Genomic DNA, 15,667 nt, shown 5'->3' on the forward strand with positions numbered 1-15,667 from the left:
ACCGGCTCCTCGCGTCGTGCGGAGCGCCAGCGGAGCCCGGCGCGAGGTTTGCCCGCGGGAGCAACGCTGCCGCACCACGCCGGGAGCGGGCAAGCAGGATCTTGATCTGGGTTGTCGCCTCCCGGGCGGCGCGGATTCCGGCGGCGAGGCGCGGGCCGGGCCACGCGCGTGAGCGGGATCGGGGTCTGGGGTCGTCCCGCAGGCACGTTCAAGCATCCGCGGGAGCGGCGCTGCTGAACGACGCCGGAGGCAAGATCTTGATCTTGTTCTGGTCGCTCGTGCGGGAACGCGGGCCCCTCGGAAGGAGCCCGCGTTCACGTCGTCACGTCAGCCGGTAGCCGGCCGGGCGGCTGGTGAACGTCGCCCGGCCGCTGGTGCGGCTGCGCAGCGCGGTTGCGTAGCCGAACAGCGCGGCCAGTGGCACCACGGCCGTCACCGAGCGTTCGGTCGTGCCGGTGACCTGGCCGCGGCGGGACGCGAGGTCGCCGAGCACGCCGCCGAGCGTGTCGCCCGGGGCCGAGACCGTGACCTCGGCGACCGGTTCGAGCAGCGCGGTCTCGCAGGCGGCGAGCGCGGCGCGCAGACCGAGCCGGCCGGCCGTGCGGAACGCCGTCTCGGACGAGTCCTTGACGTGCGTGGCGCCGTCGGTCAGCGTGACCGTCAGGCCGGTGACCGGGTGTTCGCCCAGGCCGAGCGCGTCCCGGCAGCCGGCCTCGACCGCGCGTACGTACTCTGCCGGCACCCGCCCGCCGGTCACCGCGGACTCGAAGACGAAGCCGTCGTCACGCGGCGTCACGGTCAGCACGACGTGCGCGAACTGTCCGGCGCCACCGTCCTGTTTGACGTGGCGGTAGACGAAGTCGCGCACGCCGCGGACCACGGTCTCCCGGTACGCGACCTGCGGGCGACCGGTCTGCACGGCCAGGCCGGTGTGCTGGCGCAGCGATTCCACGGCCACCTCCAGGTGCAGTTCGCCGAGGCCGGACAGCAGCGTCTGCCCGGTCTGCGGGTCGGTGTGCAGCGTCAGCGACGGGTCCTCGTCGATCAGCGCGGCGAGCGCGACCGGCAGGCGCTGCGCGTCCGCGCGGGTGCGGGCCTCGACCGCGACCGAGACCAGCGGTTCCGCGGTGCGCGGCGCCTCCAGCCGCACCGGGTGGGCGCGGGTGGAGAGCGTCGCGCCGGTCCGGGCCGCCTTGACGCCGGCGAGGCCGACGATGTCGCCCGCGGTCGCGGTGTCCAGGTCGGTGTGCCGGTCCGCGTGCAGGCGCAGGATCCTGGCCACGCGTTCGGTGCGCTGTGCGCCCGCGTCCCACACGACGTCCCCCTTCCGCAGCGTGCCCTGATAGATGCGTGCATAGGTGATCCGGCCGGTGCGGGCGGAATGCACCTTGAAGACCAGCGCCACCAGGTCGTCGTCGGCCGTACCGCCCGGCGCGGGCAGGTAGTCGACCACGGCGTCCAGCAGCGGCTCGATGCCCTTGTCCCGGTAGGCGGACCCGCACAGCACCACGACCGCGTCCCCCGCGATCGTGAGGTCGCGCAGCGCGTTCCGCAGCACCGTGTCCGGCATGTCGCCCAGGTGCTCGAGCGCGTCGGCGTGACGCTCCGCGACGGACTCCTCCAGGGCCTTGCGGGCGGTTCGCGAGCCGGGATCGGTGGCGGGCTCTACCGTGAGCACGCCGCCGGGCCAGGTCACGCGCCGCATGCCGACCAGATCGACGACGCCTTCGAAGGTGTCCTCCCGCCCGATCGGCAGCTGTACCACCAGCGGCACCGCGTCCAGCCTGGTCCTGATCGACTCGGCCACGTGCGGCAGCGACGCGCCCGGCCGGTCCAGCTTGTTGACGAACACGATGCGCGGCACGCCGTAACGATCGGCCGTGCGCCAGACGGACTCGGTCTGCGGCTCCACGCCGGCCACGCCGTCGAAGACCACGACCGCGCCGTCCAGCACCCGCAGCGACCGCTCGACCTCGTCGGAGAAGTCGACGTGGCCGGGCGTGTCGATCAGGTTGAGCCGATGCCCGTTCCAGTCCGCACTGACCGCCGCCGCGAAGATCGTGATGCCACGGCTGCGCTCCTGCGGGTCACTGTCGGTCACGGTCGTACCCTCGTGCACCTCGCCCTGCTTGTAGGTGACCCCGGTGGTGAACAGCACCCGTTCGGTCAGCGTCGTCTTGCCGGCGTCGACGTGGGCGAGGATGCCAAGATTGCGGACACGCATGATGAGTCTCGTTTCTTGCAAGATCCAAAGGGGACGGCGCCCAGCCGTCCGCACCGCTCAGAAGGCAGGCGGGCAGGCACGTCCAGCCCCGGTGGCGCAGCCGGGGCTGGGCACCGAGGACACGAGGATCCGCTCGAAGCGGGACACGGGGATGGCAACAGCAGTGCGATAACGCACGACGGCCACCCCCTCAAAGATCAAAATCCGACTGCCCCGAGGGTACGAGGCCCGCGCCACCGCAGTCGACACCTTTTCGCAACAGCCGGCATTCCAGCCCGCTACGCTGCCGGCCAGCACACAGCCGAAGGCGCGGCCGCGTCGACTGCGCCATACGCCGCGAACGGTCCGGCGCCGACCGCAGGACACCAACCACGGCGGGCCACGGCGTGCTCAGGACAATAGCGGCGAGACGCGGTCCGATCCCGCGTTCTCGGGGCCGCAACGCATGCCGAGTGGCGGATCAGCCGCCCACCGCCGCTTCCCCGAGGGCCGCGCGCACCTGCGTGCGCAACCACCCGTGCGCCGCGTCCGTGTCGTACCGCTGATGCCAGACGCAGATGATCTGCGGCGCCGGCAGGTCGAGCGGGAATGCCGTCGTGACCAGGCCGAACGTGTCTATCAGTGGGCGCCACACCAGTTCGGGCACGGTAAGCACGGCGTCGGTCCGGCCGATCACCTGCAGCGCGCTCGCGCTGGTCGCGACCGAGGCCAGCACCCTGCGGCGCAGCCCGCGTTCCGCCAGCAGGTCGTCGATCGGGTCGGACAGGCGGCCTCGGCGGGAGACCAGCACGTGCGGCTGGGCCGCGTATCCGGCCAGGTCGAGGCCGTCCGCGCCCGGGTGCCCGCGGCGCAGCACCACGGCGAACCGGTCCTGCCCGATCACCTCGGACCGGAACTCCGGCAGGCCGGGCAGGTCCGCGCCGATCTCCAGGTCGACGCGGCCGTGCCGCAGGTCGTCGGTGTCCACGGCGGACTCGGCCAGGAACCGCACGCGTACGCCCGGCGCCTGGTCCGCGATCGCGTGCAGCAGCGCGGGGGCGAGCGAGGCGGTGAGCGCGTCGTGGCACTGGAGCGTGAAGACCCGGTCGAGCGCGGCCAGGTCGAGCGAACGGCGCGGCACCAGCACGCTCCGGGACGCGCGCACGATCTCGCTGGCCTGGTCGCGGACGGCGAGCGCGTACGGCGTCGGGGTCATGGTGCGCCCGGTCCGGACCAGGATGTCGTCGCCGGTGAGCCGCCGGATCCGGCCGAGCGAGCGACTCACGGCGGGTGAGGAGAGCCGCAGCCGGTCCGCCGCGCCCATCACGCTGCCCTCCTCGAGCAGTGCGTCCAGCACGGTGATCAGATTCAGATCCAGTTGCATGGCGGTAAATCGTACCGTACCAAGAGTGCACTGGACTTAACCAACGATGCGGCCGAGAGTGGAACGCATGACGAACGCACTGCTCGACACCGTGGTGGAAGCCGCCCGCACCGCCGGCGCCCGCCTGATCACCCGGCAGCCGACAACCCGCCCGCAGGGCATGGACGCGCTGATGACCACCCTCCGCGCGAACGACGACGCGGTCTCCGCCGTGCTGCGGCCCGCGCTCACCGCCGTGCTGCCCGGCTCCGGCTGGAACACGGACGAGCACGGCGAGGGCCCGATGCCGGACGGCGACTGGTGGGTCGTCGACCCGATGGGCGGCAACATCAACGCGGTGCACGGCATGCCGGACTGGAACATCGGCGTCAGCCTGGTCCGCGACGGCCGCCCGGTCCTCGCGGTGCTGCACGCGCCGGTCGCCGGCGAGACGTTCACCGCGATCGCGGGCGGCGGCGCGTTCCTCAACGGCACGCCGATCTCGGTCGCGGCCACCACCGGCCTCGGCGCCGCGCTGGTCGGCACCGGCCAGGCCCAGCCGTCCCGCGACGCCGCGACGTCGCAGCGGGCCGGCGCCGCGATCGCCACGATGATGCAGCACACGCTCTACGTCCGCGCGTCGGTCCCGGTCGGCCACCAGCTCACCCAGGTCGCGGCCGGCAGGATGGACGCGCACTGGCAGTTCGAGAACCTGCGCTCGCACATCGCACCGGTCCTGATCGTGCGCGAGGCCGGCGGCATCGTCACCGACCTCGACGGCAAACCCTGGACAATCACCAGCCGGGGGTACGTGGCCGCCGCCCCCGGCGTGCACGCGTCCGCGCTCGCGCTGCTCCAGGCGGTCCGCTGACATGCGACTGACCATCCTCGCCGCGTCCGGCGCGACCGGCCTCGAACTCACCCGCCAAGCGCTCGCACGCGGCCACACCGTCACCGCGGTCGCCCGCACGCCCGCCCGGATCACCGTGCCGGACTCGCCGCTGCTCACCCGCGTCGCCGCGGACGTGCGGGACCCGGCCTCGATCGCGTCCGCGCTGGACGGCGTCGTGCTGTCCGGCCTCGGCATCGTCGGCGGTGACCTCGGCGTGCTGAGCGCGGGCGCGCGGGCGGCCGTGGCGGCCGGGCCGGAGCGGATCATCTGGCTGGGCGCGTTCGGCACCGGGCCGTCCGCCGAGGCAGCCGGCGCCGCCACGCGTACCCTGCTGAAATTGGCTCTGGGTAGGGAGATCCCGGACAAGGTGGCCGCGGACGCGCTGGTTCTGGAGGCCGGCGGGACCGTGTTCCACGCGGGCATCCTCTCGGCGGGCCCGCTGAGCCCCGCACGCCGCACGATCGCGCTGTCCGACGCCCCGAAGCGCCTGGTCCCCGCGCGCGTCAGCCGGGCGACGGTCGCCGCGGCCATGCTCGACGAGGCCGAGAACCACGCTCACGCGGGCGGTGTCGCGCTCCCGCTGGAGCGCTGAGCCGCGGTCGCCGGCCGGGGCCTAGGATCGGGCACGTGGGACACATCGCCGTGATCGGGGCCGGGGTCATCGGGCTGTCGATCGCCCATGAGCTGGCCGAGGGCGGGCACGACGTCACGGTGTTCGCGGAGCGGGACCATACCGGTGCGGTGTCCTCGGTCGCGGCCGCGATCTGGTTCCCGCACGCGGTCGACAACGCGCCGCGCGTGCGGCAGTCCGGCGAGCTCACCCGCGCACGCCTGACCGCGCTCGCCCGGACCGACCCGCGCACCGGTGTGCGGCTGCGCACCGGCACCGTGCTGACCCGGCATCCGGACCCGGACCTGTCCTGGACCGCGGCCGTGCCCGGCCACCGTCCCGCGACCGCGGACGAGCTGCCGCCGGGCACGGACGGCGTGACCTGCGAGCTGCCGGTCGCGGTGACCGGCCTCTACCTGGCCTGGCTGCGCGCGGCCGTGAGCAGCAAGGGCGTGGCGTTCAAGACCGCCGTGCTCACCTCGCCGGACGACGTGGGTGCCGGCTTCGACGCGGTCGTGGTCGCGGCCGGGCTCCGGTCCGGCGCGCTGCTCGGCGGCGACGACGAGGTCTTCCCGATCCGCGGCCAGGTCGTGCGCCTGGCCAACCCCGGGCTGACCCGCTGGCTGCTCGACGACGACAACCCGGGCGGGCTCACCTACGTGGTGCCGCGCGACGACGACGTGGTCTGCGGCGGCACCGGCGACCGCGGCTCCTGGGACGAGACCGCGGACCCGGCCACCGAGGAGAGCATCCTGCGCCGCGCGATCGCGCTGGTCCCGGCGCTGGCCGGGGCGCCGGTCGTGTCGCGCGCGGTCGGCCTCCGCCCGGCCCGCACGTCCGTGCGTCTCGACACCGTCCGGGGGTACGCCGTGCCGGTCGTCGCCTGCTACGGGCACGGCGGGGCCGGGTTCACGCTGTCCTGGGGCGAGGCGTCAGCGGTGCGCGCGCTCGTCGACGGCCTGTGACGCCGCCGCTGCCAGGAACTCGTTGTACCGTTCGTGGGCCTCGTCGCCGTTGCGGTCGACGCGGCGCTGCTCCCGCTCGTCCGCGCGGATCCACTGCCTGACCAGCACGATCATCACCAGCCCGGACGGGATCTCGCCGAACGCCCACGCGATCGCGGCCCCCAGCTGCTGATCCTCGATCAGCGGCGCGGCCCACGGCGGGTGCACGGCCAGGTACCACTCCGGCGCGATCAGCGACGTGCTCTGCAACAGCGTCAGCCCGAAGAACGCGTGCAACACCATCGACGCGAAGTGGACCAGCACCAGGATCGGCGGCGCCACCCGTCGACGCCCCGGATCCACCCCGATCAGCACCCAGAAGAGCAGAGACCCGGCGAGTACGAAGTGCGCCAGCATCGCCAGGTGGCCGAGGTGATAGCGCATCAGCCAGCCGAGGACGCCCCCGAAATAGAGCCCGTAGAGACTGACGCCGTAGATCGCGAGCGCGGCCAGGGGGTGCGTGACGCACCGGGCGAACCGGCTGTGGAGCGCGATGAGCAGCCAGTCACGCGGACCGCGTACCCGTGGATCGCCGGGTTTCCTGAGCGTGCGCAGCGCGAGCGTGACCGGCGCGCCGAGGACGAGCAGGATCGGGACGGCCATGGAGAGCAGCATGTGCTGGACCATGTGCACGGAGAACATCACGTACGAGTAGCGGCTGATCCCGAGGCTGGTCACCGCCGCCAGCAACAGCATCCCGGCGATGAACGAGACGGTGCGGGTGATCGGCCAGTCCGCTCCGAGGCGGCGGACGCCGATCAGGTAGGCGGCGATGCCGGCCAGCGCGATCGTGAGGAAGAACAGGTCGGGCAGCGGGTTGCCGAGCAGGGCGGCGGCGCTGAGCGGCCCCGGCATGGGGAAGCCGATGGTCTCGATGATCGGGTCGGCGCTGACGACGTCGTCCGGAATCGGCGCGGGGCTGCGCGACAGGGCGGCGGCCAGCCCGAACGCGGCCCCGAACAGCACGATCTCCCCGGCGGCGAGGCGCAGGAAGGGGCGGCGGTCGCTCGCGGCCACGTGGAGCAGCGGCAGCGTGCGAGTGCGGTGCACAGCGCCGATCGCGCCGATCGCCAGCAGGGCCAGCAGTTTGCCCGCGAGCAGTGCGCCGTACGCGGTCTGCCAGTCGCCGCCGAGCCGGACCGCGCCGTTGATCAGGCCGCTGGCCGCGACCGCGACGAAGCAGGCCAGCGCGAGGCGGCTGTAGCGGGTCGCGATGTCCGGCAGCGCCTTCGCACGGCGCACGGTGAGCAGCGCGATCAGGCCGCCGGTCCACAGTGATGCGGCCAGCACGTGCATGGCCAGGCTGGTCACCGCGATCTGGTGGTTGCCCGCGCCCGCGGCATGGCCGGTGAACGCGGGCGGCAGTACCGCGGCCAGCGCCAGCCCGGCCGCCCACGCGGCCGTCGACCGGGCCAGCGCGAGGTGGCAGAGGACCGTGGCGGCGAGCGCGAGCACGGCCTGGATCAGCAGCGCCTGTCCCTGGGAGATCGACCACGCGAAGCTCACCACGGCCGCGAACGGCAGCGCGGTCAGCGGCATCCCGAGCACATCGGAGAGCGTGAGGACGATCAGCGCCAGGGCGGTCCCGGCCCAGGCCAGCGCGGCCCATCGCGCCCGGCGCAGCATGCGGAACGCGAGCGCGGACACCCTCCGCCCGTCGCCGGGGACTCCGAACGCGCCGGTCACGACCAGGCCCACGGTGATCGTGGCGAGCACATCGGAGAGCAGCCGCAGCGCGGGCAGGCCCCAGATCGTGGCCGGTCCCGGTTGCGCCAGCCCGGCGATCTCCACCGTGTCCACGCCGCCACCCAGCAACAACGCCAGGACCAGCGCGGTCGACGCCACCCCACCGGCCACGGCCGGCACACTCCTGATCGAGCTCACCGCTGGTAGTCGCCGCAGGTGGCAGCCCGGTTCCCGGGCTGTGGTGTGACTTGTCCGCAGCGGTCTCGGGCGCGGAGCGGGCCGGGGCAGCGCGCGCTCGCGGTCGACCCGTCGCCGGCCGGCGAGACCGACCTGGAGGGCCTGCTCAGCCGCCCACCGTGACCAGGCCGGACTCGTAGGCGAAGATCACCGCTTGCACCCGGTCCCGCGCGCCGACCTTGGCCAGGATGCGGGAGACGTGCGTCTTCACGGTCGTCTCGCCGATGTGCAGCTCGGCCGCGATCTCCGTGTTCGACGCGCCGCGGGCCATGCCGGCCAGCACCTCGGTCTCCCGCGTGGTCAGCGTGCGCAGCACGGCGAGCCGGGCCGGGTCGATCGGCGTGGTCGCGGCACGGAACCGGCTCAGCAGCCGGGTGGTCACGGTCGGCGCCAGCAGCGACTCGCCGGCCGCGACCACCCTGATCCCGGCCACGATGTCCTCCGGCGGCGCGGTCTTGAGCAGGAACCCGCTCGCGCCGGCCCGGAGCGCCTCGGTGACGTACTCGTCGAGGTCGAACGTGGTCAGGATCAGCGCCCGCGTCGGGACCAGCCGGGCCAGCTCCCGCGTCGCGGCGAGGCCGTCGAGCTTGGGCATGCGGATGTCGAGCACTGCCACGTCCGGTCGCAGGCGGACGGCCAGCTCGACCGCCTCACGACCGTCGGACGCCTCGCCGGCGACGCGCAGGTCCGGCTGGGTCTCGATCACCATGCGCAGCGCGCCGCGCATCAGCGGCTGATCGTCCGCGATCAGCACCTCGATCATGCGGACAGCCTGGCGTGCACGCGGTAGCCGCCGTGCGGCAGGGGACCGGTCTCCAGCGTGCCGTCGAACAGCGCGACGCGCTCGCGCATGCCGACGGTGCCGTGGCCGCGGCCGGGCCTCGGCGTAGCCGGCGGGACAGCCGGTCCGGCGTTCTCCACCTCGATCATCACCCCGGTATCGTCCACCCGCACGGTGACGGTGGTCGGCACGGGCCCGGCATGTTCCAGCACGTTGGTCAGCGACTGCTCCACGATCCGGTAGGCGGAGAGCTGGAGAGCCTCGGGAAGGCGGGCGTCTTCCGGCAGGCCCGCGCGCCGGAACCCGTCGCCCGGCGCCGGCGGTGGCCCGCCCGCCTGCGGAGCCGGTGCTGCCGGCGTCGCCGAGCCCGTCCGCAACGCCAGGTCCACCGGCAGGCCCGCGGCCCGGAACCCGTCCACCAGCGCCGGCAGATCGCCCAGGCCCGGCTGCGGCCCGCCCGGCCCGCCGGCGTCCGTGCGCAGCACGCCCAGCATCCGGCGCATCTCGTCGATCGCGGTCCGGCCGGTCGTCTCGATCGCCCGCAGCGCGTCCCGCACCGGTGCGGCGACCGGCGCCGGGCCGCCCGCATCGATCGCCATCCGGGCCGCGCCCGCCTGCATCCCCATCACGCTCACGTGGTGCGCGACCACGTCGTGCAGCTCCCGCGCGATCCGCGACCGCTCCTCGACGACCGCCCGATAGGCCGCCGCCTCCCGTTCCGCGTCCTGCCGGGCGGCCCGCTCCGCGAGCGTCCGGGCCCGGCCGCGCAGGTGCTCGCCCGCCAGCCACGGCACCGCGACGACGACCACGGCGCTGAGCAGCGCCCACCACACCGACGGCACCCGCAGCGCGAATCCGGCCGTGAACGGGGCCAACGCCACCACGGCCGCGACGTGCCGGGTGGGGGTCCGGCCGTGGCGGGCGAGCGCGTACCCGGCCAGCACCGCCGCGGCGTCGACCGGGATCTCACCGGCGCCGGCGACCGCGAGATGCGCCACGTTCGTCAGAACCGCAAGGGCAAAGGCCATCAGCGGGTACGCGCGCCGCCACCACAGAACGACGGCCGCGACCGACACCAGCGCGGCCACCGGCCGGTCCCCGGCCCGCAGCAGCGCGGGAAGCCCGGCACCCAGCAGCGCCACGGCCACGACCAGCACGTTCACCGCACGGATCCGGCCGCGGCCGATCCCGGTCCGGCGTCCTGCCGAGTCACGGCCGCGCCCCACCGCGCTTCGCCTCGACGGGCTGCCGCGTCCGGCCGTGCTCTGCTCCGATCGGCGGCCGGTCTCGGCCGCGCGCGGTCCCGACCCATGGCCAGGCCCGGCCGGGCTTCGTTCCGGCAGACCGGCAGGCCCGGTCGCGCTTCGCTCCGACACCGGCCCGGCCTTTCGCTCACTCGGTCGCCAGTGCGCGTGGCACCGGCCGGCGCAGCGCCGCCGCGGCCGGGGCCACGGTGGCCACGGTCATGAGCAGCAGTCCGCTCGCTGCGACAGTACCGGTGGCGGCCAGGCCGGGGGACGGCACGACGCCCGCGGCCAGGCCGCCCGCGATCGCGGTCACCGCGACCGCGATCGCGCCGAGCGCGGTGGCGGTGACCGCGTAGATGACCGCCTCCGCCGCGGCCGCGCCCAGCACGGTGGCGGTGGTCGCGCCCGCTGCCCGTACCAGCGCGGACTCCCTTGACCTGAGCTGGCCGGACATCAGCACGGTGACGGCGGCGCCGAGCACGCTGAGCAGCAGCGGGCCGCCGGCCAGCAGCACGGCGGTGCCGGCGGACAGGCCAGGGCCGGTGTTCGCGGTGCCGTCCGCCGCGTAGAGGCCGCCGGCCAGCGCGACCGCGACCATCAGCGGGCTGATCGCGGCCGTGCTGCGGCTCAGGTGGTCGGCCGTGGTGTGCCGGGCGAGGAACCAGGCGCCGGACACGCGGGCCGGGACCAGCGCGGTCCACAACCGGATCAGCGGCGCCAGGTAGACCGGGCCGAACGCGGCGAGCGCGCCCGCGGTCAGCGGCGCCAGCGCCATCAGCGGCGTGGTCAGCTTCTCCGGGTCCGAGGGCAGCGTCGAGATCATGAGCGTGGCCAGTGCCAGCGAGGTCAGGCCCGCGATCCAGCGGCCGGCGCCCAGGCCCGCGTCCGGCGTGTCCGGGCGGCGCAGCAGGTCGATCGGCGCGGTCCCGGCGGCCCGGCGCGCGGCGCGTCCGCCCGCGGTCAGCACCACCGTGACGACGAAGGCCAGCACGCCCAGGGCCGCGACCACGCCGAACCTCGGGTGGATCTCCGGCATGCCGGTCGCGTCCGCGAACACGAACCGGAACAGCGCGGGCAGTCCGGGCGCGGCGGCCAGGCAGCCTGCGATGCCGCCGAGCACGGCCACGATGACGAGCTGCGCGGTGACGACCAGGCGCACGTGGCCGGGGCGGATGCCGATCAGCTGCCAGAGCGCGTACGCCCGCTGCTGCAGCGACACCGTGAGCGTGGTGACGGAGGAGAGCACGATCATGGCCGCGACCGTGCCGAAGAGCAGCACGGTGCCGCTGACCGACGCGAGCGCGAGGCCGGGCATCCCGCCGATCTCGACCGCGGTCTGGATCTCCGCGGCCACGACCGTGCCGACCGCGGCGGTGGCGGCGGCGACCAGCAGCGCGCCGACCCAGATCCGCAGGTTGGCGGCGAAATCCCGCACGATGAGCGTGAGCATGGTCAGACCTCGATCTCCGCGTGCGCGACGGCCGCGATCACGTCGTCGACGGACGGGCCGGTCAGCTCGCGGTGGACCGCGCCGTCGCGGAGCACCAGCACCCGGTCCGCGCGGGCGGCCGCGCGCAGGTCGTGGGTGACCATGACGACCGCGCGGCCGTCCCGGGCCACGTCGCCGAGCAGGTCCAGCACCTGGTCGCCGGCCCGGGTGTCCAGCGCGCCGGTCGGCTCGTCCGCGAACACCACGTCCGGGCGCAGCGCCAGCACCCGCGCGATCGCGACCCGCTGCTGCTGGCCGCCGGAGAGCGCGGACGGCCGGTACGACGCGCGCTCGGTCAGCCCCACGTGCGCGAGCGCCCGGTCCACCGCGCCGTCGTCCACCCGCCGGGTGGCCAGCCGGGCCGGCAGCGCCACGTTCTCCCGCGCGGTCAGCGACGGGATCAGGTTGTACGCCTGGAACACGAACCCGACGTGATCACGGCGCAGCTGCGACAGCGCGCCCCGGCTCAGCGCGGCCGGATCCCGCCCGAGCAGCGAGACCCGCCCGGTCGTCGCCGCCTCCAGCCCGGACATGCAGTAGAGCAGCGTCGACTTGCCGGACCCGCTCGGGCCCACGATCGCCCGGAACTCCCCGGGCTGCACCGCCATCGACACGCCGCGCAGCACGGGCGTACCCGTGGAAAAGCTCTTGGTCAGGTTGTCCGCCGACACCACTGGCTCAGTCATGCCGTCGATCGTCGCGATTCCGGGCCCCGGAAAAGTCCTGCCCCGGTCCGACCCGGGGTCCTACCGGGGGAGGACCCGGTAGGCGCTCGGCGCCACGCCGGTGCGGCGCTGGAGGGCGCGGCTGACGTCGGCCGGCCGAAGCACCGGCGGGCCGCGATCGTCGGGTGGGCGCACGCCGGATCGGTCAGCTGGTCTTGGTGACCACGACCGCGCTGACCGGGGCCTTGTTGAGCCGGTCGATCGGGGTGGAGACGCCGTTGCCCCACGTGCCGGCGGCCGTGGCGGCCTGCTTGTGGGCCTGGAGGTAGTCGTAGTCGGCGTTGCTCAGGCGGTCGACGCGGACGGTCCACTGCTCACCGATGCCCTCGCCCTCCTTGCTGCCGAGCAGCACCGGATAGTTGCGGGCCCGGCCGTTCTCGATGGTGAGCGGGCCCTCCAGGAAGCACCACTCCTTGACGCACACGGTCAGCGCCAGGCGGGTGCCGGCGGCGGACGCGTCCGCGGCCGAGGTCGTGAACGTCACCGTGAACAAGCGGGCCACACCGGCACCGTTCGCGGGTGCGGAGATGGCGGTCACGGCGGTGGACTTCGGTGCGCCGGTGGTGGCGGGCGGCTTGGCCGGGCCGGTGGTGGCCGGCGCTGCGGAGGAGGGCGGCGCGCTCGACGGGGACGGGCTGGGGGATCCGTCCGGGCCGGTGGTGGAGAACGCGCCCGCGCCCGGGGCCTCGGTGGTGGCCGCGGGTGCGGCGGTGGAGTCGGCCGCGACCGTGCTGGGGTCGTCCCCGCCGCCGGGGCGGACCAGGACGGCGACCAGCGCGACGACCGCGACGACGGCGGCGGCCGCGGCGGCGATCAGCCAGGGGGCGCGGGAACGTTCGTTGCCTGCGGTTTCACCGAAGGGGGATGTGGAGCCAGCCGGCGGAAAAGCCTGCTGCCCGAAGTCCGGCGACCCGGAGACGGGCTGCCCGAACGCGGGCGATGCGGAGACCGGCTGCCCGATCCCGGGCGTTCCGGAAACCGGGGTCCCAGATATCGGCGTTCCGGACACGGGTGAGCCGGAGACCGGTGACCCGGAGACCGGCTGCCCGAATCCAGGCGTTCCGGACACAGGCGTCCCCGAGACAGGCATCCCCGACACCGGAGCACCGGCTCCGGCCCCACCCGCACCCGAAGACGCGGGCAGCCCCGACACCGGCACCGGAGTTCCGTGCACCACCGTCCCCGACACCGGCGGCGCGATCGCCTTCATCGGCGCGGTCGGCGGCTCCGGCAAACCCGCCGCGGCCCCGTCCGCCCCGTACCCGCGCGCATGCACCACCGCCGGGTGCTCCTCGCCCAGCACGCCCGGCCCGTACCGTGCGACCAGCCCGAAGTTCTTCCTGGCCACCAGCCGGTTCGCCAGCTCCTCCGCGACCACGGCCAGGTCGTACGCCAGCAGCACCATCAACGGCTCCGCAGGCCCGCCCCGCCCGGCCGCGTAGGCCTCTTCGAGCAGTCGCCGCGCCGAGGTCGGATCGCCCGCCTGCGCGTGCAGCCCGGCGAGCTGCCGCATCGTCTCCAGCAGCTCCGGATCACCGGAGGGGAGATCGGTCCGCCCGGCCTCGACGACCGGTGCGAGGAGCGCCAGCGCGCCGGGGAGGTCGCCGCTGTCCGCGATCTGCTGGGCCTGTTGACGGGCGTGAGGATACGAAGGCACCCGGCCATGTTTCCCGACGACGCGTCTCCGCGCCACCCTGGCCCCACCCGTCCCGGTATGTGCGGCCGTACTCACGCGTTCCCGCCCGGCCGTCCGCGCCGGTCCGGCAGAATGTCGGTGTGGAGTGGGAGGAGTTCGAGGCCGTCGTCTACGACGCGCTGGTCGAGTCCGTGGGCACGGCGTTCCGCGAGCGTCCGGACGAGCGGTTCTACGCGGCCGCGCTGGGCCGCATCCACCGCAAGCCCGGCGGCGTGATCGCCTTGCCGTCGCTGGCGCTGGCCACCGAGCCGCTGGCCCCGCGCACGCCGGTGAACTGGGTGTACTCCGGCACGCCCTGGATGAGCCCGGACACGGTCAAGCGCTGGCAGGCGATGCTGTTCGCCGAGGCCACCGGCGGTTCGCCGCGCCGCTGGGAGACCGCGCTGGAGCGCTACCTGGCCACGCTCGCCCGTGCCTGCAAGGGCGCCCGCCACACGCTGCGCGCCCACCGCATCACCGGCCGGGACTTCGTGGTCCTGCTCCTCGACGACCAGTTCCGCGAGTCGCTGATCAGGCAGGTGCTCCCGGTCTCCGACATCCGTCGCCTCTTCCCGGAGCTCGACGCGCGCCCGGTCGCGCTGACCGGCTCGTCCCGCCCCACGCACGCCGAGCGCGCGTCCATGTGGGGCCAGGACTCGAGTTCCTGAGAACCCACGACAGCACCGTCCGGGTCCTATCGGGTGATCCGGGCTGTCTCGGAGATCTGGCTGAGAAGGCGAGCGCGGGATCGGGTGCCGGGGGAGTGGGATCGGGGGGTGCCGACGGACTGAATGAAGGCGTGAAGGGTATTGGCGAACTGGTCCTCGGGAGGGAGGGTCAGCGTGCGGGAACGGTGCTGGTGGTAGAGGCTGATCGTGGGGTGACGGGTGGGGGGCGGAGTGTAGGCGCGGTCGACGACGAGGTGCCCCTTCGTGCCCCAGAGGACGTAGTCGCAGCGGTAGGCGTGTTCGAAGCCGAAGGTCAGCTGGGCGGTGCGGCCGTCAGGAGTGCAGAGCAGGGCGGTGCCGGAGACGTCGACGTTGCGCGTGGCGTCGTGTTTCAGCGTCGCGCCGACCACCTCCAGGCCGGGGCCGAGGAAGAGGTGGGCGGCGCTCAGCGGGTAAACGCCGATGTCGAGGAGCGCGCCGCCGCCGAGCTCCGGGCGGTACCGGATGTCGGCCGGGTCGAGCGGGGGAAAGCTGAACGCGGCGCTGACCGAGCGCAACTCGCCGATCTCCCCGCCGTCCACCAGATCGCGGACGGTGCGGTGCAGGCTGTGCCGGAGAAAGGTGAGGTTCTCCATCAGCGTGAGACCACGGGCGGCGGCGCTCTCCAGCATCGCCACCGTGTGGGCATACCGGGTGGTCAGCGGCTTCTCGACCAGGACGTGCTTGCCGGCCTCCAGCGCGCGCCCGATCCACTGGTGGTGCAGCCCCGTCGGCAGCGGGATGTATACCGCGTCGATGTCCGGCCGGGCGAGCAGCGCGAGATAGTCGGGTGCGGCGTCGCAACCGAACTCGGTGGCGAACGCCCGCGCGCGGGCCGGGTCGCGGGCGGCGACGGCGACCAGTTCCGTCCTGGGCTCGCGCAGGATGGCCGGCACCGTCCGTCGCCGGGCGATGCTGGCACACCCCAGGACGCCGAACCGGATCGGCCGGTCCGGCGGCACCTCGTTCACGCCGGACCGTGCGGACGGGCGAGCGGGCCGCGGCCGTCGATGGTGCGCCGTCGTACCGGGGACTCCGGTGGCGCGAA

Annotated in this window: 13 protein-coding genes; 4 read left to right on the plus strand and 9 right to left on the minus strand. The window is 74.3% G+C overall.

Annotated features, from left to right (window positions below; all coding sequences use genetic code 11):
• Window positions 1-322: 322 nt before the first annotated feature.
• Complete coding sequence (fusA, locus tag OP04_RS02560; RefSeq protein ID WP_033337718.1) at window positions 323-2,224, minus strand: elongation factor G; 1,902 nt, start codon at window positions 2,222-2,224, stop codon at window positions 323-325.
• A 460-nt stretch (window positions 2,225-2,684) separates the two neighbouring features.
• Window positions 2,685-3,587: a LysR family transcriptional regulator gene (locus OP04_RS02565; protein ID WP_033337719.1), complete on the minus strand. Its 903-nt coding sequence runs from the start codon at window positions 3,585-3,587 to the stop codon at window positions 2,685-2,687.
• Between the two features lie 67 nt (window positions 3,588-3,654).
• Between OP04_RS02565 and OP04_RS02570 the strand changes: the two genes are divergently transcribed.
• Genes OP04_RS02570 through OP04_RS02580 form a run of 3 tightly spaced genes read left to right on the plus strand, consistent with a single transcriptional unit; the run spans window position 3,655 to window position 6,033 of the window.
• On the plus strand, window positions 3,655-4,437 hold the full coding sequence (locus OP04_RS02570; protein WP_033337720.1) for an inositol monophosphatase family protein: 783 nt from the start codon (window positions 3,655-3,657) through the stop codon (window positions 4,435-4,437).
• Window position 4,438: 1 nt separating this feature from the next.
• Complete coding sequence (locus OP04_RS02575) at window positions 4,439-5,050, plus strand: NAD(P)-dependent oxidoreductase (protein ID WP_033337721.1); 612 nt, start codon at window positions 4,439-4,441, stop codon at window positions 5,048-5,050.
• A 35-nt stretch (window positions 5,051-5,085) separates the two neighbouring features.
• Window positions 5,086-6,033, plus strand: coding sequence for an FAD-dependent oxidoreductase (locus tag OP04_RS02580; RefSeq protein WP_033337722.1), 948 nt, complete (start codon window positions 5,086-5,088; stop codon window positions 6,031-6,033).
• On the opposite strand, the gene OP04_RS02585 is transcribed toward OP04_RS02580, so the two are convergent.
• The 6 genes from OP04_RS02585 to OP04_RS52875 form a co-directional block, all read right to left on the minus strand.
• Window positions 6,001-7,956: a cytochrome c oxidase assembly protein gene (locus tag OP04_RS02585; RefSeq protein ID WP_051796971.1), complete on the minus strand. Its 1,956-nt coding sequence runs from the start codon at window positions 7,954-7,956 to the stop codon at window positions 6,001-6,003. The genes OP04_RS02580 and OP04_RS02585 overlap by 33 nt on opposite strands.
• A gap of 145 nt (window positions 7,957-8,101) precedes the next feature.
• Complete coding sequence (locus OP04_RS02590) at window positions 8,102-8,758, minus strand: response regulator (protein ID WP_033337724.1); 657 nt, start codon at window positions 8,756-8,758, stop codon at window positions 8,102-8,104.
• Entirely contained in the window at window positions 8,755-9,939 is a 1,185-nt protein-coding gene (locus tag OP04_RS02595; protein ID WP_157239149.1) for a sensor histidine kinase, read from the minus strand. Before OP04_RS02595 ends, OP04_RS02590 begins: the two co-directional genes overlap by 4 nt.
• Before the next feature lie 229 nt (window positions 9,940-10,168).
• Window positions 10,169-11,473: an ABC transporter permease family protein gene (locus OP04_RS02600; protein WP_033337725.1), complete on the minus strand. Its 1,305-nt coding sequence runs from the start codon at window positions 11,471-11,473 to the stop codon at window positions 10,169-10,171.
• A gap of 2 nt (window positions 11,474-11,475) precedes the next feature.
• Complete coding sequence (locus tag OP04_RS02605) at window positions 11,476-12,198, minus strand: ABC transporter ATP-binding protein (RefSeq protein WP_033337726.1); 723 nt, start codon at window positions 12,196-12,198, stop codon at window positions 11,476-11,478.
• A 184-nt stretch (window positions 12,199-12,382) separates the two neighbouring features.
• Window positions 12,383-13,894 carry a tetratricopeptide repeat protein gene (locus OP04_RS52875; RefSeq protein WP_051796973.1) on the minus strand — a complete coding sequence of 504 codons (1,512 nt, stop codon included), beginning with the start codon at window positions 13,892-13,894 and terminating at the stop codon, window positions 12,383-12,385.
• A 119-nt stretch (window positions 13,895-14,013) separates the two neighbouring features.
• On the opposite strand from OP04_RS52875, the gene OP04_RS52880 reads away from it, so the two are divergent.
• Window positions 14,014-14,580, plus strand: a complete 567-nt coding sequence (locus OP04_RS52880) for a DUF4303 domain-containing protein (RefSeq protein WP_051796974.1) — start codon at window positions 14,014-14,016, stop codon at window positions 14,578-14,580.
• 26 nt (window positions 14,581-14,606) lie between these two features.
• On the opposite strand, the gene OP04_RS02620 is transcribed toward OP04_RS52880, so the two are convergent.
• Window positions 14,607-15,590 (minus strand): Gfo/Idh/MocA family protein, encoded by a 984-nt coding sequence (locus OP04_RS02620; protein ID WP_232323437.1) that lies wholly within the window; start codon window positions 15,588-15,590, stop codon window positions 14,607-14,609.
• Between the last annotated feature and the right edge of the window lie 77 nt (window positions 15,591-15,667).

The sequence above is a fragment of the Catenuloplanes japonicus genome (assembly GCF_000717135.1).
In the GTDB taxonomy this organism is placed as follows: Bacteria; Actinomycetota; Actinomycetes; order Mycobacteriales; family Micromonosporaceae; genus Catenuloplanes; species Catenuloplanes japonicus.

Excerpts from the sequence above, each read along its gene's own strand:
- OP04_RS02600 (WP_033337725.1), bottom strand. The coding sequence starts at position 11,473 with ATGCTCACGCTCATCGTGCGGGATTTCGCCGCCAACCTGCGGATCTGG.
- OP04_RS02565 (WP_033337719.1), bottom strand. The coding sequence starts at position 3,587 with ATGCAACTGGATCTGAATCTGATCACCGTGCTGGACGCACTGCTCGAG.
- fusA (WP_033337718.1), bottom strand. The coding sequence starts at position 2,224 with ATGCGTGTCCGCAATCTTGGCATCCTCGCCCACGTCGACGCCGGCAAG.
- OP04_RS02575 (WP_033337721.1), top strand. The coding sequence starts at position 4,439 with ATGCGACTGACCATCCTCGCCGCGTCCGGCGCGACCGGCCTCGAACTC.
- OP04_RS02605 (WP_033337726.1), bottom strand. The coding sequence starts at position 12,198 with ATGACTGAGCCAGTGGTGTCGGCGGACAACCTGACCAAGAGCTTTTCC.
- OP04_RS02570 (WP_033337720.1), top strand. The coding sequence starts at position 3,655 with ATGACGAACGCACTGCTCGACACCGTGGTGGAAGCCGCCCGCACCGCC.
- OP04_RS02590 (WP_033337724.1), bottom strand. The coding sequence starts at position 8,758 with ATGATCGAGGTGCTGATCGCGGACGATCAGCCGCTGATGCGCGGCGCG.